This window comes from Paenibacillus lautus NBRC 15380 (genome assembly GCF_004000945.1).
GTDB classification, from domain to species: domain Bacteria; phylum Bacillota; class Bacilli; order Paenibacillales; family Paenibacillaceae; genus Paenibacillus_AQ; species Paenibacillus_AQ lautus.
The window spans coordinates 745,317-770,028 of record NZ_BIMF01000001.1; the positions used below are offsets into that span (position 1 = coordinate 745,317).

The following is a 24,712-nucleotide window of genomic DNA, read 5'->3' on the forward strand; positions in this document are numbered from 1 at the left end:
GATGATCCATACAATTAGCTATTCGTACCTTACCCTTTGCTTGCACCAGCCGTCATGCCATCGACCAGCAAACGCTGCAGGAACACAAACAGCAGGGTGATCGGCAGTGCAATCAGTACCGATGCGGCTGCGAACAGCGTAAAGTTACTGTCCTGAGTCGAGTTGACGAGATCCCACAAACCGACGGCGAGCGTCCAGTTTTCTTTTGTCCGGAGCACGAGTCTGGCAAAGATAAAGTCTACCCACGGACCAACGAACAGGGTCAAGCCCATATACGTGATCATCGGCTTCGACAACGGCAGAATGATTTTGCGGAAAATCTGGAAGTTGGTGGCTCCGTCAATCTTTGCCGCTTCATCCAGGCTTCGCGGTATCGTATCCAGGAAGCCCTTCATGATCAGGGTTCCACCTAGCGGCGCTCCTGCCGCATACACGATAATCATCGCCGCATGCGTGTTCAGCAGATCCAGGGAGTTCAGCAAGATATACAGGGCGATCATACTCATGAAGCCCGGGAACATCCCCAGCACGAGAATGACCGATAGCGCATTCTGCCGGCCTTTAAACCGGAACCGGGATACCGCATAGCTTGTAAGCAGGACAAGAATGGTCCCGATAATCATGGAGAATATCGCAATTTTCAACGTATTCATGTACCACGTGCCAAACAGAAAGCTTTGGGACGTAAACAATTCTTTATAATGACTGAGCGTAAAAGATTCTGGAATCAAGGATTTGCTGTACAACGACTTTCCGGGACGGAAAGAGGCCAGAACAATCCAGAGCGCCGGGTAAATACAACCGATCGCGATGATGACAAGCGTAATGTAACTTGCCGTCAGGCGAATCGCATTTCTCATTTTAATTCCCATTATTGGATCATATCCTCCTCTTTAAAGGATCTGGTTCTGCGATAATTGTAAATCGAGAAGGTCGCAATAATCATGAAGATGATGATACCGATGGCCGATGCCATGCTGTAGCGCTGCTGATCCAGGGTCAGTTTATAGAGCCAGGTTACCAGCAGGTCCGTCGCCCCCGCATATTGATAGTCACCCACAACCGGGTTACCGTTCGTCAGGAGGAAAATCAAGTTAAAGTTATTAATGTTACCGGCAAATTGCGTAATCAGTACCGGTGCCGTCGAGAACAAAATCATCGGCAGGGTGATAATTTTGAATTTCTGGTATCCGGTCGCACCATCCACATCGGCCGCTTCATAAAGATCCTTCGGAATCGTAGTCAGGACACTCATGACAAGAAGCATGGATACCGGAATACCTACCCACATATTGACGATAATAACGGTCACTTTGGCCCAGACCGGATCGGTCAGCCATGGCAGTCCTTCCAAACCGAAATATCTTAAATACTGGTTGATCGGTCCGAATTGTCCGTTAAACATATTACGCATCACGAGCAAAGAAATCAGCTGCGGAATCGCATATGGAATGATCAGAATGACACGCCATACGCCTTTGAAACGAATTCCTTTTTGTTGAATAAGCAATGCAACGAGCACACCGCCAAAATACGTCGTTATTGTTGCCAGCACCGCCCAGATGATCGTCCAGGTCAGGACGCCGAAGAAGGTGTGGCTCCACGATTTCAATGCAACGAGATTGGTAAAGGTTTTGAAACCGACCCAGTCAACCAGGTTCGCCGGCGGCAGATTGTTTGGAGCAGAATAGTTCGTAAACGCCAGCATGACCATGAAGATAATCGGCATGACCGTAAAAAACAAAATACCGATGGCCGGCAGTGTCAGGAAAGATTGCGCGAATTTCCATTCAAAAATATAATAAAGGGTCTGTCTGAAATTGTTGGGTTGTACACCCTGTTCCCTCTGTTTTCCAGCGTTATATGCGTTTTTGATATTGGCATAGTATCCAATAAGAAAAATCGCAAACATAATCATGGTGATAAGTCCTTCAATCAGGAGATTGATGGAATGGTCACCTGCTACCATTTGGGTTAAACCGTTGACTTTCTCTAAATGGCTTCCCTGTTCCCCCAAAGTTGTCATTCCCCAGATGGCATCACCCAGGTTGTTGATGAAGTAATACAGACTGAATATACCTACGATAAGTAAAAGAATGCCTTTGATCCATTGCCGGTTGTAAAGCTGACCCAGACCCATACAGATGGCTGATAATACGGCTGCTGTCGTACGATGTTGACGCATGCTCTCTCCATTCTCCTCTCCATATAATCGAGGAATCACCCGCCGGTTGTTCGGCGGGTGAACTTCTTCATCTTTCTCGTATTATATAAGAACGTAATTACTCGCTAGCTCCACCACTGTTGAGATCTTTCACTTGATTTACAGCTTTATCAAGCGTTTCTTTCACGTCTTTGTTGTTATCCCAGATCTCAGCCAGTGCAGCACCTACAGGAGACCATACGTTAGCCATTTCAGGAACGGATGGCATCGGTTGGGAAGATTTGAATTGCTCTGTGAATGCGGATACATACTCGTCATTCTTGATTTGGTCATCTTCTTGAGCTTCATTGTTTGTCGGAACCGATCCAACCAGTGCGCTCAGTTTCAATTGAGCTTCCTTGCTTGTTGCAAAGTCCGCGAACAAGCGAGCGGCTTGCGGGTATTTCGTGAACGAGCTTACGTACCAAGCTTTGATACCGGAGAACGATACAGCAGGCTGGCCGCCGATGGTTGGGATTGGAGCAACGCCAAGCTTGTCGCCAAGCGCTTCTTTGTATCCGCCAAGCTCCCAAGGTCCGTTAATGTCCATAGCCAGATCACCGGATGTGAACAGTCCGCGTTTAATATCAGGCGTAATGTCGCCGGATTTAACCGGAAGGATTTCTTTCAGGCTTGCGTAAACTTCCATACTCTTGACTGCGCCTTCATTGTTGAGGCCGATATCGTTGACATCTGCGCCGCCGTTACCGAAGATGTAGCCGCCATTGGAAGCAAGGAATGGATATGCGAAGTACAGGTTACCTGTTTCGAACATAAATCCATATTTGTTCTTGGATTTGTCAGTGAAGGTTTTGCTGAATTCAATAACTTCTTCCATCGTTGTTGGAACTTCTTTTACCAAGTCTTTGTTGTAGTACATCAGGTATGTTTCAGCAGCGCGCGGGTATCCGTACAGAACGCCGTCATAGCTTACGCCTTGGATAGCGGCTTCCGTGTTGCTGCTCTTCGTTTTTTCTTCAAAGTAATCATTTGGCAGAACCAGGTTTGTAGCTACGGCTTTACCCAGATTATCGTGAGGGAACAGTACAACGTCAGCACCCAATCCGGATGGTCCGTCTTGTTGAAGCTTGGTCACTTGGTCGGTTGGAGACAATTCTTCGATGGTTACTTCAACGCCGTATTTCTCGGTAAATTCTTTTGCAACCGCATCCGTGTAGGCTCTTTCGTCTCTACTTTCCCATACGATCAATTTAGCGCCTTCTTCTGGCTTAAGTTCCGGTGCTTCTGTATTTTCGGCTGGCGTCTCCTGGGCCGGTGGATTCTCAGCAGGTGCCTCAGCAGCAGGAGCAGGTGAATTTCCTCCGCACGCTGTAATGGAGAACGCCAACGTGAAGGTTGCAGCTAGCGTAAGTAGTTTCTTCATCTTCATTCCATGATTACCCCTCTCAATAAATGATCAGAAAATGTTGGAAATCTGCGCAAACGATTTCAGAAAATTTTCAGCGTCTCTTTTTCTATGTAGCATCTGACGAGATACTTAGGAAAAATCCCGTTGAGAAAGCGCTTCATTCACTGAAAACATCATACAACATTTAATATCGAATGTAAAAACGTTTGCACAGATCATTTTTACCCGTTTTAAGCATATAATCTCTTGTTACCTTCACTATTCACTCTATTTCGTAAGTTATCATAAAAATAGTTGTGCATATGCTGTGCAATTCAGTCATTTCACACGTTATTTGAGACAAGAATGCATAATAAATGGTTGCTTGTTGAACAAACGTTTGCACAAAAATGTGAATTAGAAACGGTTAAGCCCGGCCTACCAGGAGGCGAACTTAAATCTTAGCTTTACTTCCCCTATGCATTTCCGATAACAGCAAGAAAGGACTACCGCTCATGATCTTTGAATACAGATCGGCAGCAGTCCCTTCATTTTTTGCATGGATGTTAGCGAATGAAGCTTGCTTATTGCAGCGCCTTGAGCGCAATATCCGTCCGGTTAAACTTCCCTTCAAATGCAATCGCTTCTGCCCGTTCATAGGCTTTCGCACGTGCTGAAGCAATATCAGCCCCTAAACCGACAACGCCCAGGACACGTCCCCCATTCGTTCTCCACGTTCCATCGGCATCGCGAGAAGTGCCCGCATGAAATACAATCGTCCCGTCCTGCTCGTTGTCCAGCCCAGTGATCGCAATTCCTTTCGGATACGATGCAGGATAACCGCCGGAAGCCAGAATGACGCATACAACTGCTTCGTCACTCCACTCCAGCTCAAGATCAGCCAGATTTCCATTTACGGCTGCAAGGAAAACGTCAAGCAGATCGGTCTTCAGACGCGGCAATACGACCTGCGTTTCCGGATCGCCGAATCTGGCGTTGAATTCGATAGTCTTTGGTTTGCCGTCCGGCGTGATCATCAATCCGGCAAACAGAACGCCCCGGAACGGACGCCCTTCGGCTACCATCGCTTTGGCCGTAGGCTTGATGATCGTCTCAATCGCCTCTTCAATGATGGATGACTGAATATGAGGCAATGGCGAATACGTTCCCATTCCTCCCGTATTCGGTCCCTGATCTCCATCATAAGCCGGTTTATGATCCTGTGCCGCCGACATCGGCTTCACGGTTTCACCATCCACAAAGGCCAAAATCGACATTTCCTGGCCTTCCAGGAACTCCTCGATGACCACCCGGCTTCCGGCATCGCCAAACACCTTCGATTGCATAATATCGCTGAGGGCCTGCTCGGCTTCCTCGATCGTCCGTGCAACGGTAACGCCCTTGCCGGCTGCGAGCCCGTCCGCTTTCACAACGATCGGCGCGCCTTGCTGGCGCAAGTAAGCAAGCGCCTCCTCGTAATCGTCGAACTTCGCGTAAGCTGCCGTCGGAATATCGTATTTATGGAGCAAATCCTTCATAAAGGTTTTGCTGCCCTCGATTTCGGCTGCATTTTTACGCGGACCGAATACCGGGATGCCTGTAGCGTCAAATGCATCCACAATGCCGTCAGCCAGCGGATCATCCGGACCGACGACGATGAGTCCCACTTGCTTCTCCACGGCGAATGCCGCCAGCTTATCAAACTCTGATACCGCAATCGGCACGCACTCGGCCAGCTGTCCGATGCCGGCGTTGCCGGGTGCGCAGTAAATCTTATCCGCTTTCGGGCTCTTCGCCAATGCCCATACGATGGCATGCTCTCTTCCGCCGCCTCCGATAACCAAAATATCCATGGTTTTCCCTCCCGCTTCATTTCAAATTCACCGATAAAATTTCATAACATGAATGATTTACAGGGCGAAGCGTGAGGTCGCCTTCACCTTCTTGCCCCCTTAAACTTAAAGGCGGCGCGCTCGAAAGAGCGGCGTCGCCTCTATATGCTGCTGAATGAAAGGTGATCCTTCAGTTGCAGCCTGAAGGCTGCAGCGAAGCCCCCTTTTTAAACGCATGAATTAGTGCTTGAAATGTCTCACGCCGGTAAAGACCATGGCGATCCCGTATTCGTTGGCTGCCTTGATGGATTCCTCATCCTTAATGGAGCCCCCCGGTTGAATGATGGCCGTAATGCCGGCTTTCGCCGCAAGCTCCACGGTATCTCCCATCGGGAAGAACGCATCGGAAGCAAGAACGGCGCCTTTGGCTTTCTCTCCCGCCTGCTCCACCGCAATGCGCGCGGAACCGACACGGTTCATCTGCCCTGCGCCAACGCCAACGGTCATGTCGTCCGCTGCCAATACGATCGCGTTCGACTTCACGTGCTTGACCACCTTCCAGCCGAAGAGGAGCTGCTTCAGCTCGGCTTCCGTAGGTTTACGATCCGTTGCAACTTGCAGGTCTGCGACATCCAGGGAATGCACATCGCTTTCCTGTACAATCATGCCGCCTTCGATGGTTGTCACGGCAAGCGTGCTTTGGCGCTCCTTGGCAGAGCCGAACTCGCCCATCTTCAGAAGACGGATGTTCTTCTTCTTCGTCAGAATCTCGAGCGCCTCCGGCGTGAAGTCCGGTGCCAGGATAATTTCAAGGAAGATATCCTTCAGCAGATCTGCCGTCGGCGCGTCAATCGTCCGGTTCGCCGCCACGATGCCGCCGAAGATGGATGTCGGATCCGCATTGTAAGCTTTTTGATAAGCTTCCAACACATTCGTCCCGATGCCGACGCCGCAAGGGTTCATATGCTTCACGGCCACCACGGTCGGCTCGTCAAACTCCTTCACGATCTGCAATGCCGCATTCGCGTCATTGATATTGTTGTAAGAGAGCTCTTTGCCGTGCAGCTGCTCCGCTGTCGTCAAGGTACCCGCTGGTGCCAGAGGTTTACGGTAAAATGCCGCTTTTTGATGCGGATTCTCGCCGTAACGAAGGTCCTGAATTTTCTCGTAGGTTACGCTAAAGCGCTCAGGAAGCGGATTCCCTGTCACATTCGACAAATAGTCGGAAATCAACGTATCGTAGGCCGCCGTATGACGGAATACCTTGGCTGCAAGACGTTTACGGGTTTCCAAGGTCGTGTCGCCGCCGCCCCGGATCTCCTCAATCACGCTGCCATAATCCGCAGCATCGACAACCACGCTCACAAAAGCATGGTTTTTCGCAGCCGAACGCAGCATCGTTGGACCGCCAATGTCGATATTTTCGATTGCATCTTCATACTCGACATCCGGCTTCGCGATCGTTTCCTGGAATGGGTACAGGTTCACCACGACCATATCGATGTAATCGAGGCCCAGCTCCTGCATCTGACGCTGATGCTCTTCGCTGTCGCGAATGGCAAGCAAGCCGCTGTGCACAGCTGGATGAAGGGTTTTGACACGTCCGTCCAGAATCTCCGGGAATCCGGTCACATCGGAAATACCGATGACAGGAACTCCTTCTTTGGCGAGGAGGTTCTTGGTTCCCCCTGTCGAAATGATCTCTACACCCAATGAAGACAACTCGCGGCAAAATTCCACGATGCCGGTTTTATCCGAAACGCTGACCAAAGCTCTTTTGATACCCACGTTCATACCCCCTATTTTGAATGAAAATCTACTAAGTTAGTCCTGTCTTGATTCCGTAGATGCTGTCGAAGATCCATAATTGCAAATTATTTCCCGAGAAATATCGAACATGTCGATTCACTGAAAGACCTTGTCCGCTTTTATTACAAAAGCCTATTTACGTAATCGTCACATTCCGCCCGTTCAGCGAAATCCGCCCCTGGGCAAACCAGGAAACGACTTCGGAGTATAACTTTTGCTCCACCGCGTGAATACGCTGTGCCAGCACTTCTGCCGTATCGCCTTCCTTGATTTCAACCGCCTTTTGAGCAATAACCGGTCCGGTATCCATGCCGCCATCCACGAAATGAACCGTGACACCGGTCATCTTCACACCATAGTCCAGCGCTTGGCCAATCGCGTCTTTTCCTGGAAAAGCAGGCAGCAGCGATGGATGAATGTTAATGATCCGGCCGCTATAGAACTCGACAAAGGACGGACTCAATAACCGCATATATCCTGCAAGAACAATCAATTCGACACCGCGCTGCTGAAGCTCTACCGCAATTTCACGTTCGTAATCTTCCTTCGAAGCATAATCCTTCGGCTGAAAGGCGAATACATCCACATTCGCCGCTTTAGCCAGCTCCACGACGGGAGCCTGCGGCTTGTCGCATACCAGGATGCTGATCACGCCGCCAAGCGCTCCCCTGTGCTGCGTGTCTACCAAAGCCTGAAAGTTACTGCCCCTTCCGGAAGCGAAAACCGCAATCCGAAACGGCCTCATTACACCTCAGCTCCCGTAAAGGTTACGATGCGCTCGCCTTCGGTCACGCGGCCGATCACATAAGCCTCTTCGCCTGCGGAGCGGAGGTATTGAAGCGCCCCGTCTGCATCCTGTTCCTTGACGACAAGCACCATGCCGATTCCCATATTAAATGTCGTAAACATATCCTTGTTCGAAATGCTGCCTTTTTCCTGCATCAGCTTAAAGATCGGCAGGATCGGCCAAGCACCGTATTCGATGTCGACATTGACGCCATCCGGCAGCATACGCGGAATATTCTCGATGAATCCGCCGCCCGTAATATGCGCCATGCCCTTTACTTCGATCTCTTTCAACAGTCCGAGCAGCGGCTTCACATAAATTTTGGTCGGTGCGAGCAGCACGTCGCCAAGACGCCCGCCCAGTTCCGGAAGCTCTTGCTGCAGGGAGTAGCCGGCGTCCTCCAGAAGCAGCTTGCGGACAAGCGAGAAGCCATTGCTGTGCACGCCGCTGGATGCTAGACCAATCACCGTGTCCCCTGCCGCGATATTCGACCCGTTGATCATTTTGCTTTTGTCGACAATCCCTACGGTAAAGCCCGCGATGTCATACTCGCCTTCGCTGTACATACCCGGCATTTCCGCCGTCTCTCCGCCGATCAGGGAACAGCCTGCTTGGTTGCATCCGTCTGCGATCCCTTTGACAATGGATTCGATTTTGGATGGAATGACCTTGTCGCACGCTAAATAGTCGAGAAAAAAGAGCGGTTCTGCGCCTTGCACCACAATATCGTTCACGCACATCGCTACCGCATCGATGCCGATGGTATCGTGTTGGTCCATCGCAAATGCGAGCTTCAGCTTTGTGCCGACGCCATCCGTGCCTGAGACGAGTACCGGCTCTTCATATTGGTCTTTATTCAGCTTGAACAGTGCGCCAAAACCCCCGAGGTCGGTCATGACTTCCGGTCTGAAAGTCGTTTTGACATGCTTTTTCATCCGCTCTACCGCTTCGTTGCCTGCAGCGATATCCACGCCTGCTTGTTTGTAAGTATCCGACACGCGCACAACACTCCTTTTTCGTTATGACGAAAGTATCCATTCACATATCATTTATGGGCTTAATCAATAATCAGCTTAAAGGATAAAACCTAGAAAAAATGGCTGTCCACTGCAGAATCAGCAGCTGCAGCCCATCTTCTCTTCCCCGTTAAAATCAATCTGCGTCGGGTAATCATTATCAAAGCATGCCATGCACAAGCCGCCTTTCGGGCTGTGCTCATCATAACCGCCAATAGCGGAAATAAGTCCCTCCGGGCTAAGGAACGATAAGGAATCCGCGTTGATTTCCCGACAGATTTCCTCGACGCTTTTCTCGGAGGCGATCAGCTCCCTGCGGTCCGGCGTGTCGATGCCGTAGAAGCAAGGGTTTTTGAACGGCGGCGACGTGATCCGCACATGCACTTCGGTAGCACCCGCTTCGCGAAGCAAATTGACGATCCGGCGGGACGTGGTTCCCCGTACGATCGAGTCATCGATCATGACCACCCGTTTGCCTTCGACCACGCGCCGTACCGCGCTCAGCTTCATCTTCACGCCCTGCTCGCGCAGCTCCTGGCTCGGCTGAATGAACGTCCGGCCCGTATATTTATTCTTGATTAATCCCAGCTCATAAGGAATGCCCGTTTGCTCGGCATAACCGATCGCGGCCGAGATGCTGGAATCCGGTACGCCCGTAACCACATCCGCATCCACGAACGATTCCAGGGCCATCTTGCTGCCCATCCGTTTGCGGGCCGAATGCAGGTTGGAGCCGTTCAGATCGCTGTCCGGACGGGAGAAATAAATATATTCCATCGCGCACAGCGCTTTGCGTCCCGCTTCCGTATAACGCTCTTCCCGAAGCCCATTCCGATCGAGGATCAGCAGTTCCCCGGGAGCGACGTCGCGGATCGCTTCCGCCCCGATGACTTCAAGCGCACAGGTCTCGGAGGTGAAGATATACGCATCGCCCAGTCGACCCATCGTGAGCGGACGTAATCCGTTCGGGTCCGAGGCGACGAGCAGCTTGTCATTGGTCATGAGCAGAAACGCAAAGCCGCCCACCAGGCGCTGTAAGGCATCCTTGGCAGCCTCGACAAAATCCTTCGGCGAACGTGCGATCAAATGCGCAATGACCTCCGTATCGCTGGTCGTCTGGAAAATGGAGCCCGCCATCTCCAGCTCGCGCCGAAGCTTCGGCTCGTTCACGATGTTGCCGTTCGTTGCGATCGCCAGATTACCTTCGCGATATTTAAAGACGAGCGGCTGCGCATTTGTCAGCCTGCTGTCCCCGCTGGTTGAATACCGGACATGCCCGATCGACATGCTGCCCTGCAGCGATTCCAGCTTATCTTTATCAAACACTTCTTTTACCAGCCCCATACCGCGGTGATAATTGAAATTCTCGCCATCGGCCACGCAGATTCCTGCGCTTTCCTCGCCGCGGTGCTGGAGGGCGTGAAGCCCGTAATAGGAAAGGGAGGCGGCATCGGGATGCCCAAACACCCCGAATACGCCGCACTCTTCTTTTAATGTATCGAAAATATCGCTCTGACCTGTTCCCTCATTGTAGTAATCCCCTGTCCACAGTCCTTCGGGTATCAGTTCATGAGACATGGAATGGCATCCTCCCAGACGGATTTCAAAGCCTCCACGGATTCTTCCAGCGCAGAAGCACCGTTAATGTTAATGCTAAGCTTGTTTCCGCCGACTACGCCAAGCGCGGTAAATGGAACGCCCGCTTCTTGCAGGAGCTTCTCCAGCGCATTCTTATGATCAGGGGACACCGACAGCACGATCCGGGACTGGCTCTCGCTAAAGAGCGCTACGTCGCTGCGCAGATCGGTTGACCACTGCACGCTCGCCCCAACGTTGCCGCTGATGCAGCTCTCTGCCAGTGCGGCTGCAAGTCCGCCCTCCGACACGTCATGCGCGGATTGTACCAGACCCGATTGGATGGCCTTCAGTACGCCGCCGAGCAATTTCTTCTCGGTATCCAGGTTGAGCTCCGGCGGTCTGCCTTCCGACACCCCGTGAATCATCGCTTGGAACTCGCTGCCTCCCAGTTCGGCACGGGTATCGCCCAGCACATAGATGGCATCGCCTTCCGCCTTGAAGCCCTGCGTTGTAATATGATCCGTATCATGGATCAGACCAACCATGCCGACAACCGGCGTCGGATAAATCGCGCCTTTGGCATTCTCGTTATAGAGGCTGACATTTCCGCCGATAACCGGAGTTTCAAGCTCACGACAAGCTTCCGCCATGCCGTCCACGGCTTTTTCCATCTGCCAGAAAATTTCCGGCTTCTCCGGGCTTCCGAAGTTCAGGTTATCCGTAATCGCCAGCGGCTCGGCACCGGAGCACACGATGTTGCGCGCTGCTTCGCTGACCGCGATTCTGCCGCCAAGCTCAGGGTCGAGATAGACGTAACGTCCGTTACAGTCCGTTGTCATCGCGAGCGCTTTGCGCGTTCCATGCACCGTTACGACGGCAGCATCCGAACCCGGACGAACAGCCGTGCTGGTACGAACCATATAATCATATTGGTTGTATACCCATGCTTTGCTTGCAAGACTCGGCGAACCGAGCACCTTCTTAAGGGCACCGCCCAAATCCTTCACTTCTTCATAACGGAGCGTATCCACCGCAGCCTGCTCTTTGTAATAAGCCGGTTCTTGGGATGGTTTGTTATAGATTGGGCATTCGTCGACGAGCGCTTTAACCGGCATGTCGCCTACCACCTCACCGTGGTGGATCAGCTTCAGGCGGCCATCGTCCGTCACTTTGCCGACTTTAGCGCAGATAACGCCCCAGCGTTCGAAGATTTCGCGCGCTTGCGCTTCATGCTTCGGTTCAACCACGAACAGCATCCGTTCCTGGGATTCCGATAGCATCATTTCATAAGGCGTCATGCCCTCTTCGCGCTGAGGCACTTGGTCCAGGTACAACTCAAGACCGTTGCCTGCTTTACTTGCCATTTCCGCACTGGAGCAAGTCAATCCAGCCGCGCCCATATCCTGAATGCCCAGCACGATGCCGGAATCAATCAGCTCAAGGCAGGATTCCATCACGAGTTTCTCCATGAACGGATCGCCGACCTGAACGGCCGTACGGTTCGCTTCGGATTCCTCCGTCAGCTCTACGGAAGCGAAGGTCGCCCCGTGGATGCCATCTCGGCCAGTTGGAGGCCCGACATAAAAGACCGGATTGCCTACCCCTTTTGCAACGCCGCGCTGAATTTTATCATGGTCGATAACGCCGACGCACATTGCATTGACCAGCGGATTGCCTTCATAGCTTTCGTCGAATACAACCTCGCCGCCTACCGTCGGGATCCCGATGCAGTTGCCGTAACCGGCAATACCGGATACCACGTGTTCAAACAAATATTTAACGCGATCGCTCTCCAGCTTGCCGAACCGGAGCGAGTTGAGAATCGCTACCGGTCTTGCCCCCATGGAGAAAATATCGCGGATAATGCCGCCAACGCCCGTGGCTGCACCTTGATAAGGCTCTACAGCGGACGGATGGTTATGACTTTCGATTTTGAATACAACCGCCTGGTTGTCGCCGATATCGACGATCCCAGCGCCCTCGCCCGGTCCCATCAGGACGCGCGGGCCGCTTGTCGGGAAACGACGAAGCAGCGGCTTGGAATTTTTGTAGGCGCAATGCTCGGACCACATAACACTGAATACGCCGATTTCCGTGTAATTCGGCTTGCGTCCCATGAAGGAACAGATCAGCTCATACTCGCTGTCCGAAACTCCCATCTGCTTGTAAATCTGATGCTCTGCGATCTGTTCTGCCGTCGGTTCCTTAGCGGACGTTTGCTGCGCCATGAGTATCCCTCCATGCCTGTAATATGGATGTAAACATTGCTTTACCGTCATCCGAGCCGAGCAGGCTGCTCACCGCGCGCTCCGGATGCGGCATCATGCCGATCACGTTGCCCCGCTCGTTGCAGATGCCTGCGATATCCTCGATCGAGCCGTTCGGATTGTTCTGATACGTAAATACGATTTGCCGGTTGTCCCGGAGCTTTTGAAGCGTTTCTTCATCACAGTAATAGTTGCCTTCGCCATGCGCGATCGGAATGACAATCTCTTGTCCCTCCGCATAGTCGCGGGTAAACGGCGTTGTATTATTGTTCACTTTGAGCACCGTGTCATGGCAGCGGAATTTCATCGAATCGTTGCGGCGCAGAGCTCCCGGAAGGAGTCCGGCTTCCGTCAAAATCTGAAATCCATTGCAGATGCCAAGAATATACTTGCCCTCTTCCGCCGCTTTCGCCACTTCGCTCATAACCGGGGCGAATCGGGAAATCGCACCACACCGGAGATAATCTCCATAGGAGAATCCGCCGGGAACCAAAATGCAATCATATGGGGAAAGGTCCGTTGCCGTATGCCATACGTAATCCACCGGCTGACCGATCGTCTCTTCTACCGCCTTATAACAGTCAATATCACAATTGGAGCCAGGAAAGACCAGCACTGCAAATCTCATTGGTTTAGCCCTCCAATTCATAACGGTAGTTCTCTACCACCGTATTCGCCAGAAGCTTCTCGCACATTTCTTTCACTCGCAGCTCGGCTTCCTCACGGTTGTCCGTACCCAGCTCAAGTTCCATATATTTACCGATCCGCAGACTTTCCACTTCCTTGTACCCTATCGAATGAAGCGCACCCTGCACCGCTACCCCTTGAGGGTCCAAAACGCTCTGCTTAATCGTGACGTAGACCTTTGCTTTCAACATTGTATCCTGTTCCTCCTCGGTATATATGAATGAAATGGTTTATAAAAGCTTACAGGCTTGCACCCGTGATTCGCTTGTAAATATCGGTGTAGCGGCGTGTCGTCTCCTCCACCACGGCTGGCGGCAGGGGATCCGGCTCACTGTTCTTATCCCAATCGGACGAAGCGAGATACGTGCGCACAGGCTCCTTATCCATACTGTCAATCTCAATGTCGAGCGCATAATTCTTCTCATCCCAGAAACGGGAGGAATCCGGCGTGAAGATCTCGTCGATCAGAATGATCTCTCCATCGATCAATCCGAACTCAAACTTGCAGTCGGCCAAAATAATGCCGTGCTTGCTGCAGTAATCGCGGGCAAACTTGTACAGCATCAGGCTTTTGTCCTGCAGCTGAAGTGCGATCTCCTCGCCGACAAGCTCCTTCATGCGGGAGAGCGGTATATCCTCGTCATGACCGACATCGTTCTTGGCAGCCGGCGTGAAGATCGGCTCCGGAAAAGCCTCATTCTTGCGCAGGCCCTCCGGCAGTTTAATGCCGTTAACCTCTCCCGAGGACTGATACTGCCTCCAGCCTCCGCCGGTGATGTATCCGCGCACCACGCATTCGATATCGATGCGCTCGGCCTTGCGGCACACCATGATTCGTCCATCCAACAGGTCCTTGTCCTTGACGGCATCGCCCAGGAGGTTCACGTCCGTGTGCACGACATGATTGCTGATAAGCTGCTTCGTTTGTTCAAACCAGAAGGCGCTCAGCTTGTTCAGAACGGTTCCTTTGGCTGGTACAGGCGGCTCCAGCACATAGTCAAAAGCGGAAATGCGGTCGGTTACTACAATGAGTACGTGCTCGCCCAGGTCGTACAATTCACGAACCTTGCCCTTGTACAGCAGCGGTACGTTGACCAGATGAGTGGCGGTCGATAATGCCGGTAATGTCATGTGTTCCTCCCCTTGGGGCGACGTATATCTCGACCTGAGACTGTCGCTCCCTGTATTTCTGACGGATGAAAAATAGACTGCTCAATATCATGTTAAAGATTTTCAGCTTATTCATCACTACGAATGCGGATTGTTTTTCCGATCCCTGTTGCCCCCAGATTTATTATGAATTTTATTAATTATGTTTAAATCCGAGGGCAAAGGGGACCGCTGGCGCTTCTCCAAAACAATTCCGCCTTCTCCGTTGTAGTGATTCTCAAGTTCATAGAGCCTTTAGGCCCTAATTCAAATTTCTTAACTACTCCAGTCCGAGCTTGGCAAAAATCGTATCCACATGCTTCAGATGCCAGCTTGGATTAAATGCATCTTCGATCTCCTCGGCGCTGAGCACCTCGGTAATCTCAGGCGTGGATTCCACGATCTCGCGGAATTGACGCTGCTCTTCCCATGCCTGCATGGCGCGAGGCTGAACGGTGTCGTACGCCTGCTCGCGGCTGAAGCCCTTGTCGATCAGCTTCGTCATGATCCGGCCCGAGAAAGGAACGCCGAACGTGCGAGCCATGTTGCGCTTCATGTTCTCCGGGAAGACCGTCAGGTTCTTCACGATGTTGCCGAAGCGGTTCAGCATGTAGTTCAGCAGCATCGTAGCGTCCGGCAGGATGATCCGTTCTACCGAGGAGTGCGAAATATCCCGCTCATGCCAGAGCGACACGTTCTCGTAAGCGGAAACCATGTGGCCGCGAATGACGCGCGCAAGACCCGAAATGTTCTCCGAACCGATCGGATTCCGTTTATGCGGCATCGCGGAGGAACCTTTTTGTCCTTTGGCGAATGCCTCTTCGACCTCGCGAACCTCACTCTTCTGGAGTGCGCGAACTTCGGTAGCGAACTTCTCGAGCGAAGTAGCGATGAGCGCAAGTGTTGCCATGTATTCCGCATGCCGGTCGCGCTGCAGCGTCTGGGTCGAGATCGGCGCCGGCTTCGTGCCAAGCTTGCGGCAGACGAATTCTTCAACCGAAGGATCGATGTTGGCATACGTTCCAACGGCTCCGGAAATTTTGCCGTACTGCACGCCGTCGGCCGCATGGCGGAAGCGCTCCAGATTGCGGATCATTTCTTCATGCCACAGCGCCATTTTCAAACCGAAGGTTGTCGGCTCTGCATGCACCCCATGCGTTCTGCCCATCATCGGAGTGTGCTTGTAAGCCAGTGCCTTCTCTTTCAAAATACCGATAAAGCGCAGGATGTCCTGCTCCAAAATATCGTTGGCTTGCTTGAGCAAATATCCCATCGCGGTATCCACCACATCCGTCGAAGTCAATCCGTAGTGGACCCATTTGCGCTCCTCGCCAAGGCTTTCCGACACCGCCCGGGTAAAAGCGATGACGTCATGGCGGGTTTCCTGCTCAATTTCATAAATCCGATCCATATTAAAGGTCGCATTCTGGCGAAGCTTAACGGTATCTTCCTTCGGAATGACGCCGAGATCCGCCCATGCCTCGCATGCGCACAATTCCACTTCCAGCCATGCTCTGAATTTGTTCTCCTCGGTCCAAATCGCCCGCATTTCAGGTCTGCTGTAACGTTCAATCATCGTTTAATCCTGCCTCCAAATATTAGTTTTCTCCACCCATTCAAGCGCGTCATCGACATCCCCGCACAGGAGGTTGATATGTCCCATCTTGCGGTTAAACTTCGATTCGCTCTTGCCGTATAGATGAAGCTTAGGCACAACGCCGAGAGACTCTGCAAGCGCGTCGTGCTCTCCAAAACGCCGTACCGCTTCCTCCAGATGCTGCCCCAGGAGGTTCACCATGACGACCGGGCTCAGCAGCGTTGTATCCCCGAGCGGCAGATCGCATATCGCTCTCACATGCTGCTCGAATTGGGAGGTTGAGCATGCTTCCATCGTATAGTGACCCGAGTTATGCGGACGAGGGGCGAGTTCATTCACGAACAGCTCCCCATCCTCGGTCACAAACATCTCGACGGCCAGCAGGCCAACAGCTCCCAAACCTTCAGCCACGCGTTCCGCGAGCTGACATGCTTTGCGCTTTACTTCGCTTGGCACGCGCGCAGGTACAATCGACAAGTGCAATATATTGTTGACATGCACGTTCTCTGCCGGAGGGAAGCTCTTTACGATGCCGCTGGGCGTACGCGCCGCGATCACGGAGATCTCGCACGCGAACTTCACGAACTTCTCCAATACCAGCTCCGTCCCACTGGCAGCCAGCTCTTTGTAGGCTGATTCCAGCTCGTCTTCGCTGCGGAGAACTGCTTGCCCTTTACCATCATAACCTCCCATGGCGGTCTTAAGCACGCACGGAAGTCCAAGTTCAGAGGCGGCAGACCGTAAATCTTCCAAGCTTGTTATTTCACGATACGGCGCAACCGGTACGCCGGCCGCTTCGATCGCGGCCTTCTCGCGCAAGCGGTGCTGCGTGGTGTACAGCAGCTTGCTTCCTTGCGGAACATAAGACTGCTCCTCCAGAAGCTGGGCCACGCCCGCATCGACATTTTCGAATTCATACGTAATGACATCGGCTTTCGCCGCGAGCTGCCGGGCAGCCTCCACATCGTCATAACGGGCCGTAACCTGCTCGGCCATCTGGCCAAGCGGGGAGTTCGGCGTCGGATCGAGGGTGACGAACGAATATCCCATCCGGATCCCGTCCAGCGCGATCATTCGTCCGAGCTGGCCGCCGCCAAGTACGCCAATGACGGAACCTGGCAGTAGCTTTTTGCTAGATGTCCGCGTCTGCTGTGCTCCGTTCTCCATCATAGGTTATCGCTGCTTTCCAGCACTTCATCCCGGATACGGTCACGGCGAGCTTGCACTCTTTCCCGAATCCCTGCATCCGAAGTGCCCAAAATCTGAGCTGCGAGCAATCCGGCGTTAGTGGCCCCCGCTTTGCCGATCGCTACGGTTGCTACCGGAATGCCCCCCGGCATCTGCACTATCGACAGCAATGAATCCAGCCCCTTCAGCGCTTTCGATTTAACCGGAACGCCTATGACCGGCAATACCGTCTTCGAAGCGACCATACCGGGCAGGTGAGCGGCTCCGCCGGCTCCGGCAATAATGACGCGAAGCCCCCGGCCTTCCGCTTCCTCGGCATAACGGAACATCAGGTCCGGCGTCCGGTGGGCGGATACGACTTTTTTCTCATAAGGAATTTCAAGCTCGTCTAGCACCTGGCATGCATGGGACATCGTATCCCAATCTGATTGGCTTCCCATAATGACTCCTACTTGTGCTGTCATGAGTTACCCCCGCTTTCTTCGAAATTCGACAATAGTATGGTTAACTGCTGAAAAAAAAGTCCGATCCCGTAAACACAAAGTCTGTGCAGGTCTCGGACATACAAGGATTACGAACGCTGCTGCCTGCGTCAAGCAGAAGAGTCTTGCGCATCCGCCGCCAAAGAGGCAAACATGAAATCAAGCCCCGTCGTAGCCGCACCGTTTGTATTCCCTCGTAGTCCGAAAATTTACGGTTTCCGGGTAGAGACTTCCGGGCCATATCCCCGGCTTTATACGAGAAATATTAAATTTCATCAATCACGCTTCATAAGTTATTTTGAACCTCAACATCCTCAGTTTATCAATTTCTGACACCTAATGTCAACCTAAACACGAACAATCGGATTTATAGAAAAAATAATGTTCGTATCTAGAGAGTAAGCATGCAGCAGCAAAAACGTCCTGAAGTTTGCGGGCTTTATAAAAGGCGTGGGCAACGGTCGGACACGAAAAGCTGTAAGCAATACATAGGGTGGAGCATTGGCAGCGCTGCGCTGACGCATCGTGATTCCGATCGCTGTTAAACACGGGAAACTGGATTGAACCATATAGGGTTGTTTCCCGTGTTTAAAGGCGAACGCTGGCGCTTCTCCATCCACGATTCGTCCGCTCCGCTGGAGCGAGCACCTTTTTTGCTGCTGCATAGAGGGTAAGGGAAAAGTATTATCGCAGAATAAAATAAGGCATATTCTGCTCTTTAATTGTGGTTACTTACAAGGAAGATAAAAGCGAATGTCGAATTCTTAACAACCGTCACTAATATTAAATACCACAAAACATCTAACCCGACGTTTATATTTGAATGCCACAAACAGAATCTATTCTTAGGAGGAACCAATGGCTATCTATCTCGTAAGGCATGGTCAAGATGAAGAAGGGTACCGCGGTGGTTGGAGCCAGCGGGGACTCATAGAGGAAGGAATCCGGCAAGCGGAGAAGCTGGGGAAGTACTTAGATCAACATCGTCATGATTTTGATATCCATCGGATCGTATGCAGCGATTTGCAGAGAGCCGATCAGACTGCCGCCATCATTGCCGATAAGCTTGGCCTCCCATTCCATGCTTTTGAGGATTGGAGGGAGATGAATAACGGTCTGCTCGCTGGAATACCTCACTCTTTAGCAGAGGAGAGGTATCCAGGATTATATTTTTCAAGCTTACGGATGGACGAAAAATACCCTGGCGGTGAAAGCCCCCAAGAGAATTTTATGCGGATTAAGGAAACCTTCACGAGTTTATGCCTGGATCAGCTTGCGGTTAACGATCATGAGAACGTATTGGTTGTCACTCACGGGGGAGTTATCAATATCATTTACCATATGATAAAGGATATGGCTTGGAGCAATAAGAATCCATTCTTCCCGGCGGCGAACACCGGGCTGCACAAGATCGAATACCGCAGCGGACGTTGGGAGCTTACCCTGGAGAATGCAACACCTCATCTATAACCGAAAGAAACCTGCCTTTTCCATCACGCCCTGTTCACTGAAAAAAACATAGTCTACTGCTCGCCATACTTGATTGCATCTACATATTGCTTGGCTTCAATCAAAGACAATCCTAATTCTTCCCTTACGATTTTAATCGCTTTAATATCCTGTCCATCCGCCAGCAGCCGTTTGACTTGAGCATGAACCGGCGGCTCGGGTATTCCGAGTTGGTTTGCAATTTGATTTAACGTGTTCTGCTGCTGCTTCATTCGCTTCTCCATTGCCGTCATTCGGCTGGAGACCATAAGACCGACCAGAACAACTAATATAATTAGAACATAAATTTCCATACGAACCTCCTCATACAAAAAACACTTACCCTGGCTGCTATAAGATAAACGTCATCGACGTACTTTCTCTAAGGCAGACGCTTTTAGCGGAAGGTTTTTCTTGCGAGATAAAGAGAGTTAGCCTCTGACGTTTATCATTTCTTATCTCTTAAAAAAAGGGACGCCTCAGCGTCCCACTATCCCAACAAACTTTATTTTACGACCAGTACCGGAATCTTTGCATGCTGCACCACGTTATGACTGACACTTCCTAGTACAAACTCGCGGATGCCGCCAAGACCGCGGCTGCCGATGACAATAAGATCACTGCCGTTCTGATTCGCGTACTCCAGAATGACTTCAGCCGGAGGACCCTGGATCATCTCCACCTGCCCGGTGACGCCTGACTTCTCAATCCGCTCGCGGATTTCATCTGTCGTCTGCACGGCAAGATCGTAGACATCTTTATTAAGTGAAGCTGGAATCGGGGCAAGCCCTTCCCCAACGAAAAAACGCGGAAAATCGTAAGCATGAATGACATCCAGCATAGCTCCCGGCGTTACCTTGGCAAGTTCAACCGCACGTCCGAGCGCTTTGTTCGCTGCTTTGGAGCCGTCGTAAGCTAGAAGAATTTTAGTAAAAAGCATACAGGCCACCTCTTTCTATAATTAAAAGACCTACTACTTATTATTAAACAACTTCATACCGATATGAAACGAGCTTGCTGACTTGCTGTGATGCCTATGTAGTTCAGATTAAACAAACTTATCCCCAGAAGTACGTGTATAGCGCGACATTCACAACTAACAACAGCGGCACTCCCAGTTTAAATGATAAATGCCTCGTTTTATGACGTTTGCGGTACATGGCAATCCATACACCCAAGGCCCCGCCAATGGCAGCCAACAGAAACAGCGTTCTCTCCGGAACGCGATCCCGTCCCAATCGGGCACGCCGCTTATCCTCGGACATGACCAGATAGGCTACCGCATTGATAAAAATAAACCAAACGATCAGTGCAGGTCTCACGTTGGTTCACGCACCCCCATTCCAACTGAGCGATCTTGCCCAATCAGCCATTCGCTTTACGTTCTACCGCTATTATAAAACCGCAGGTTAATGAAGACAATGCCGGCTAAATAATAGCCATGACCAAGCCATCTATCATGCCATTATTAGGACACGGCCGAGATCATAAATTCAACGGACCCGTGTCCGGCATAATGACAACCAGATCATGCTCAACCACTACGAAAACTTATGATTCATTCTTGGATATTTCATTCAGGCTTGGAACATAGTCTGCAGCCTTTTTCGGTTTGAGGGTCTTGCTCTCCTCAAGAATGCTTGATTTGTTCTGCTGGTTTTCGGTTTTTCTTGCTTTATGATTCGGCATGCAAATCACCCCCTGTCCGTAGGATGAGCCATTGCACCCGAGGTTATGCTAACAACGGCAAGAAAAACGCATTTCAAGCCTTGGGAGATGCACCATTGCAGACTATTCCTTCCCCTTCTGCTCAAGGGCCGCCTTCAACAGGTCGCCCAGGTTCGAGCCGATCGACTCCGGCTTGCTGTATTGCTGCACGAGCTTCCGCTCCTCGCGTTTGTTCACATGCTTGGCGTCCTTCTTCAGCGTTTCCGTAATGCCGCAGCCAAGGCACTGCACGTACAGCCCCGCCTTGCCTTCTTTCATCTCCATCTTCTTGTGGCACTGCGGGCAGCGGCGGTTGGACAGACGCTTCTCGCCTGAACGCTTGTATCCGCAATCGTCGCTCGGACATACTAGCAGCTTGCCGCGCTTGGTCTTCTTCTCAAGCAGCCTGGTGCCGCAATCCGGACAGTGGCTGTTTGAAACATTGTGCGGTTTGTACTCCGCATCGCTTCCCTTTACATCCGTGACCAGCTTCTTGGTCATGTCCCGTATTCCGCGCAAGAACGGTTCCGGCTTGCCCTGCCCCTTTGCGATCCGTTCGAGCTCGGCCTCCCAGCGCGCCGTGAGCTCCGGGGTTCTTAGCTCTGGAGCGACAAGCTCAATCAGCTGCTTGCCTTTGCCTGTCGGATGGAGGGTTTGCCCCTGCCGTTCGATCGTGTCCGAGCTCACCAGCTTCTCGATGATATCAGCCCGGGTCGCGGGGGTTCCAAGCCCGTGCTTCTCCATCTGGGAGAGCAGCGCCGCTTCGTTATAACGCTTCGGCGGCTGGGTACGTCCCGGTTTCAGCACGCAGCGGACCACCTTCACCGACTCTCCTTCTCGCAGCTCTGGCAGGAGCTTGCCTGAAGACTGGCCCTGTACATCGTCCTGCTCGTCGTCAGCGTCATCATCATAATCGCCGCCGTATACCTCGCGCCATCCGCTGTCCTTGATCGTAGTCCCTTTCGCGTAAAGCTGCTCCCCCTCAATCTGAACGGTAACCGATACGTTATCGTAGCGGGCAGGAGGATAGAACAAGCTGATGAACCGGCGTACGATAAGATCGTACAGCTTGCGTTCATCGACAGACAGCTGATTCAGCAGCACGGTTTGTTCGGTTGGAATGATGGCATGGTGATCCGTAACCTTGCTGTCATCCACGACCCGTTTGCCTGGCGATAAATTCTTGCGCAGCAGCGGGCGGGCAATGGACGCATACGGTCCGATCGCAATGCTCGACAGTCTTTCCTTCAACGTTCCGACCATATCGGATGTCAGGTAACGGCTGTCCGTACGCGGATAGGTGACCAGCTTATGCTGCTCATACAGGCGCTGCAGCACATTCGAGGTCTGCTTGGCCGAGAACCCGAATCGGCGGTTGGCATCCCGCTGCAGTTCGGTCAAATCGTATGCCAGCGGATGCGGTTCGGTTTTCTCGCTCTTTTTCACGCTGACGATTTTTCCAGTGCTGCCCTCCAGCTTCTGCTTCAGCTTGGCCGCCTTATCCTTCTCGAATAAACGACCGTCTCCGCCGGACGGACGCCACGATACCTCAAAGCTCCCCAGATCCGCCTGCAGCGTTTCATACTCCTGGGAGCGGAAATTCACGATCTCCTTCTCCCGGTCCATAATCATCCCGAGCGTTGGCGTCTGAACCCGGCCTGCCGACAGCTGTGCATTAAATTTGGTCGTCAGCGCACGCGTCACATTCAGTCCAACCATCCAATCCGCTTCCGCCCGGCAGCGTGCGGACTCATACAGCCGGTCAAACTGCTGCCCCGGCTTGAGTGATGCAAAACCTTCCTTGATCGCCTTATCCGTCTGGGAAGAAATCCACAGCCGTTTGAACGGCTTGTTCCACTTCGCCATTTTCAGGATCCAGCGCGCAAGCAGTTCCCCTTCACGAGCGGCATCCGTGGCAATAATCATCTCGCCGACGTCCGCGCGCTTCATCAGATGCTGAACCGTCTTGAACTGGTGGCTTGTTTCCTTCAGCACCTTAAGCCTTGTGTTATCCGGCAGGATCGGCAAATCCTCCAGAACCCAAGTCTGGTACTTCTTATCATAGTCCTCGGGTTCCGCAAGTCCTACCAAATGTCCAAGCGCCCAGGTCACAATATATTTCGGTCCTTCAAAATAATTCTTCTGCTTCTCGCGGCTGCCCATTACTCTCGCAATTTCCTTCGCAACGGACGGCTTCTCAGCCAATACTAATACTTTCATAGCCCTCCCCTTCCTCTGTTCCCCTATTATAACCTCCCCTCGATTGTTTCCACAAAGATAAGTCAGATCGTTTTCTTAGCCAGCCATGTGAACGTAGGATTGGCACATACCGGACAGCCCTGCTTCTTCAAATCCTCAATCGTGGAAAAATCACCCTGCACGCCCACCTGCAGCTCGCCCTGACATTGGATGCATCTGTAGGTTCGAACCGTTCGCCTAACCTCGCCTGTATAGAGCTCATCCTCGAAAGTATCCGTAATATGAGGCGCCGTAAATTCCGTCGTTGTTAGCACGATCATCTGACTGCTATTGCCGATCATCTGCGCTCCTATATATTGATTAAAATGAAGCAGCACCTGTTTTACCGAAACACCCATACGGACGAATTCCCGCTGCATGGACCATGTGAAATCGGGAGATTTATGTGCAAAGGAGAGAAAGATGGGGCATCCCTTCTCGCGTTTCAATGCGCTAATGCCTCTGGACAAGAACAGGGTCAGTCCTTGAAGCGTGTACGGCGGATCCGTGAAGAAGCAATCGCATTGTCCGTCCCAGCCCTCAGGTAAAGGCTGCCTGAGATCGATATGCCTGCATGTAACCGATAAGCCTTCTTTTGCAGCCGCGCCCTGGATAAACCGGAGGAATCGCTCATCGATATCCATTACGGTAATGTCGGCTCTCTGGTCCTTTGCGTTCGGAAACAGCCGTTTAAGCAGCAGGCCCAGCGAGATGCTCACGAGGTCGTCATCGCCCACGCACAGGATGTTTTTCCCGATCAAGCTGTGCTCCCTCAGAGACAGAATCGCCCTCTTTAGACTCGTCTCTACCGTGCACTGGGATTGGTCGATCTGTACATCGACTTGCGGACGCAGCTCCAGAATCTCGGTAAGTCTTGCGAGCAGATCCGACAGCTCAGTCCGCCAATCGGTGTCGCCGGCTAGTAGCTTTTGATACAAATCTATATCGATTCCTCCGTATCCCAGCTTTTGTTCGACATAGAGCTTCCCGGCAGAGGTGCAGCGCACCCCCCGCTCTTGAATGAGAGCCCCTGCCTTGATGAGCTCCTTCTTGATCGCCGCAGCGACCGGAACCGGTAGATACGTATGACGTGCCAGCTCTTTGGTTGATATACCGGGCCGTATATAACTCGCGACCAGCAGCTGTTCGATCACCTGGACGCCCTCCTGCAGAGAAACCTTGGTTTTCACTTCTTCTATATAATGGATCATGTGATTCACGCTCTTTTCCTGAGATATGGTGTTGCCATTGCCCCTGGAAAAGAACACACGTGACCCCCTTACGTGCTCGGTCATGAAAAAAGGACAGAAGTCTATGAACCATCGTCCACCTTCTG

Annotated in this window: 22 protein-coding genes and 1 riboswitch; of the genes, 1 reads left to right on the forward strand and 21 read right to left on the reverse strand. The window is 51.9% G+C overall.

The features are described 5' to 3' along the window. Window positions 1–29: 29 nt before the first annotated feature. The 15 genes from PLA01S_RS03235 to purE form a co-directional block, all read right to left on the reverse strand. Complete coding sequence (locus tag PLA01S_RS03235; RefSeq protein ID WP_071221547.1) at window positions 30–872, reverse strand: sugar ABC transporter permease; 843 nt, start codon at window positions 870–872, stop codon at window positions 30–32. Then, complete coding sequence (locus PLA01S_RS03240) at window positions 872–2,185, reverse strand: sugar ABC transporter permease (protein WP_127590028.1); 1,314 nt, start codon at window positions 2,183–2,185, stop codon at window positions 872–874. Before PLA01S_RS03240 ends, PLA01S_RS03235 begins: the two co-directional genes overlap by 1 nt. Before the next feature lie 97 nt (window positions 2,186–2,282). Continuing rightward, entirely contained in the window at window positions 2,283–3,593 is a 1,311-nt protein-coding gene (locus PLA01S_RS03245) for a sugar ABC transporter substrate-binding protein (RefSeq protein WP_076325597.1), read from the reverse strand. 542 nt (window positions 3,594–4,135) lie between these two features. After that, entirely contained in the window at window positions 4,136–5,404 is a 1,269-nt protein-coding gene (gene purD / locus PLA01S_RS03250; RefSeq protein ID WP_127590029.1) for a phosphoribosylamine--glycine ligase, read from the reverse strand. A 219-nt stretch (window positions 5,405–5,623) separates the two neighbouring features. After that, a complete protein-coding gene (gene purH / locus PLA01S_RS03255; protein WP_127590030.1) occupies window positions 5,624–7,171 on the reverse strand; it encodes a bifunctional phosphoribosylaminoimidazolecarboxamide formyltransferase/IMP cyclohydrolase in 1,548 nt (515 codons plus the stop codon). 157 nt (window positions 7,172–7,328) lie between these two features. Next, window positions 7,329–7,937 (reverse strand): phosphoribosylglycinamide formyltransferase, encoded by a 609-nt coding sequence (gene purN, locus PLA01S_RS03260; protein ID WP_127590031.1) that lies wholly within the window; start codon window positions 7,935–7,937, stop codon window positions 7,329–7,331. Next, on the reverse strand, window positions 7,937–8,977 hold the full coding sequence (gene purM, locus PLA01S_RS03265; protein ID WP_127590032.1) for a phosphoribosylformylglycinamidine cyclo-ligase: 1,041 nt from the start codon (window positions 8,975–8,977) through the stop codon (window positions 7,937–7,939). The genes purN and purM overlap by 1 nt, the downstream gene beginning before the upstream one ends. Window positions 8,978–9,094: 117 nt before the next feature. Continuing rightward, a complete protein-coding gene (gene purF, locus PLA01S_RS03270) occupies window positions 9,095–10,573 on the reverse strand; it encodes an amidophosphoribosyltransferase (RefSeq protein ID WP_127590033.1) in 1,479 nt (492 codons plus the stop codon). After that, a complete protein-coding gene (gene purL / locus PLA01S_RS03275) occupies window positions 10,558–12,801 on the reverse strand; it encodes a phosphoribosylformylglycinamidine synthase subunit PurL (protein WP_127590034.1) in 2,244 nt (747 codons plus the stop codon). The genes purF and purL overlap by 16 nt, the downstream gene beginning before the upstream one ends. Next, a complete protein-coding gene (gene purQ, locus PLA01S_RS03280; RefSeq protein ID WP_100540297.1) occupies window positions 12,779–13,468 on the reverse strand; it encodes a phosphoribosylformylglycinamidine synthase subunit PurQ in 690 nt (229 codons plus the stop codon). Before purQ ends, purL begins: the two co-directional genes overlap by 23 nt. A gap of 4 nt (window positions 13,469–13,472) precedes the next feature. Then, window positions 13,473–13,718: a phosphoribosylformylglycinamidine synthase subunit PurS gene (gene purS / locus PLA01S_RS03285; protein ID WP_012819094.1), complete on the reverse strand. Its 246-nt coding sequence runs from the start codon at window positions 13,716–13,718 to the stop codon at window positions 13,473–13,475. Between the two features lie 49 nt (window positions 13,719–13,767). Then, a complete protein-coding gene (locus PLA01S_RS03290; RefSeq protein WP_127590035.1) occupies window positions 13,768–14,658 on the reverse strand; it encodes a phosphoribosylaminoimidazolesuccinocarboxamide synthase in 891 nt (296 codons plus the stop codon). A gap of 298 nt (window positions 14,659–14,956) precedes the next feature. Next, the gene (gene purB / locus PLA01S_RS03295; protein WP_113061551.1) at window positions 14,957–16,252 is read right to left on the reverse strand and encodes an adenylosuccinate lyase; all 1,296 of its coding nucleotides are present in this window, start codon (window positions 16,250–16,252) and stop codon (window positions 14,957–14,959) included. Window positions 16,253–16,255: 3 nt separating this feature from the next. Then, complete coding sequence (gene purK / locus PLA01S_RS03300) at window positions 16,256–17,443, reverse strand: 5-(carboxyamino)imidazole ribonucleotide synthase (protein ID WP_127590036.1); 1,188 nt, start codon at window positions 17,441–17,443, stop codon at window positions 16,256–16,258. Then, window positions 17,440–17,925, reverse strand: coding sequence for a 5-(carboxyamino)imidazole ribonucleotide mutase (gene purE / locus PLA01S_RS03305; protein WP_009592351.1), 486 nt, complete (start codon window positions 17,923–17,925; stop codon window positions 17,440–17,442). The genes purK and purE overlap by 4 nt, the downstream gene beginning before the upstream one ends. A 195-nt stretch (window positions 17,926–18,120) precedes the next feature. Then, window positions 18,121–18,222, reverse strand: a riboswitch (purine riboswitch). Between the two features lie 579 nt (window positions 18,223–18,801). On the opposite strand from purE, the gene PLA01S_RS03310 reads away from it, so the two are divergent. Continuing rightward, complete coding sequence (locus PLA01S_RS03310) at window positions 18,802–19,413, forward strand: histidine phosphatase family protein (RefSeq protein WP_127590037.1); 612 nt, start codon at window positions 18,802–18,804, stop codon at window positions 19,411–19,413. Window positions 19,414–19,466: 53 nt separating this feature from the next. Here PLA01S_RS03310 and PLA01S_RS03315 read toward each other — a convergent pair whose 3' ends face one another. The 6 genes from PLA01S_RS03315 to PLA01S_RS03335 form a co-directional block, all read right to left on the reverse strand. Next, complete coding sequence (locus PLA01S_RS03315) at window positions 19,467–19,745, reverse strand: winged helix-turn-helix transcriptional regulator (protein ID WP_127590038.1); 279 nt, start codon at window positions 19,743–19,745, stop codon at window positions 19,467–19,469. Window positions 19,746–19,936: 191 nt separating this feature from the next. Further along, window positions 19,937–20,371: a universal stress protein gene (locus PLA01S_RS03320; protein WP_127590039.1), complete on the reverse strand. Its 435-nt coding sequence runs from the start codon at window positions 20,369–20,371 to the stop codon at window positions 19,937–19,939. A gap of 118 nt (window positions 20,372–20,489) precedes the next feature. Next, window positions 20,490–20,753: a DUF1294 domain-containing protein gene (locus PLA01S_RS03325; RefSeq protein ID WP_100540290.1), complete on the reverse strand. Its 264-nt coding sequence runs from the start codon at window positions 20,751–20,753 to the stop codon at window positions 20,490–20,492. Window positions 20,754–20,982: 229 nt separating this feature from the next. After that, the gene (locus PLA01S_RS31845) at window positions 20,983–21,120 is read right to left on the reverse strand and encodes a hypothetical protein (RefSeq protein WP_012819087.1); all 138 of its coding nucleotides are present in this window, start codon (window positions 21,118–21,120) and stop codon (window positions 20,983–20,985) included. 102 nt (window positions 21,121–21,222) lie between these two features. Further along, window positions 21,223–23,358 carry a DNA topoisomerase III gene (locus PLA01S_RS03330; protein WP_127590040.1) on the reverse strand — a complete coding sequence of 712 codons (2,136 nt, stop codon included), beginning with the start codon at window positions 23,356–23,358 and terminating at the stop codon, window positions 21,223–21,225. Window positions 23,359–23,420: 62 nt separating this feature from the next. Next, entirely contained in the window at window positions 23,421–24,587 is a 1,167-nt protein-coding gene (locus tag PLA01S_RS03335; RefSeq protein ID WP_127590101.1) for a bis-aminopropyl spermidine synthase family protein, read from the reverse strand. Window positions 24,588–24,712: the final 125 nt, after the last annotated feature.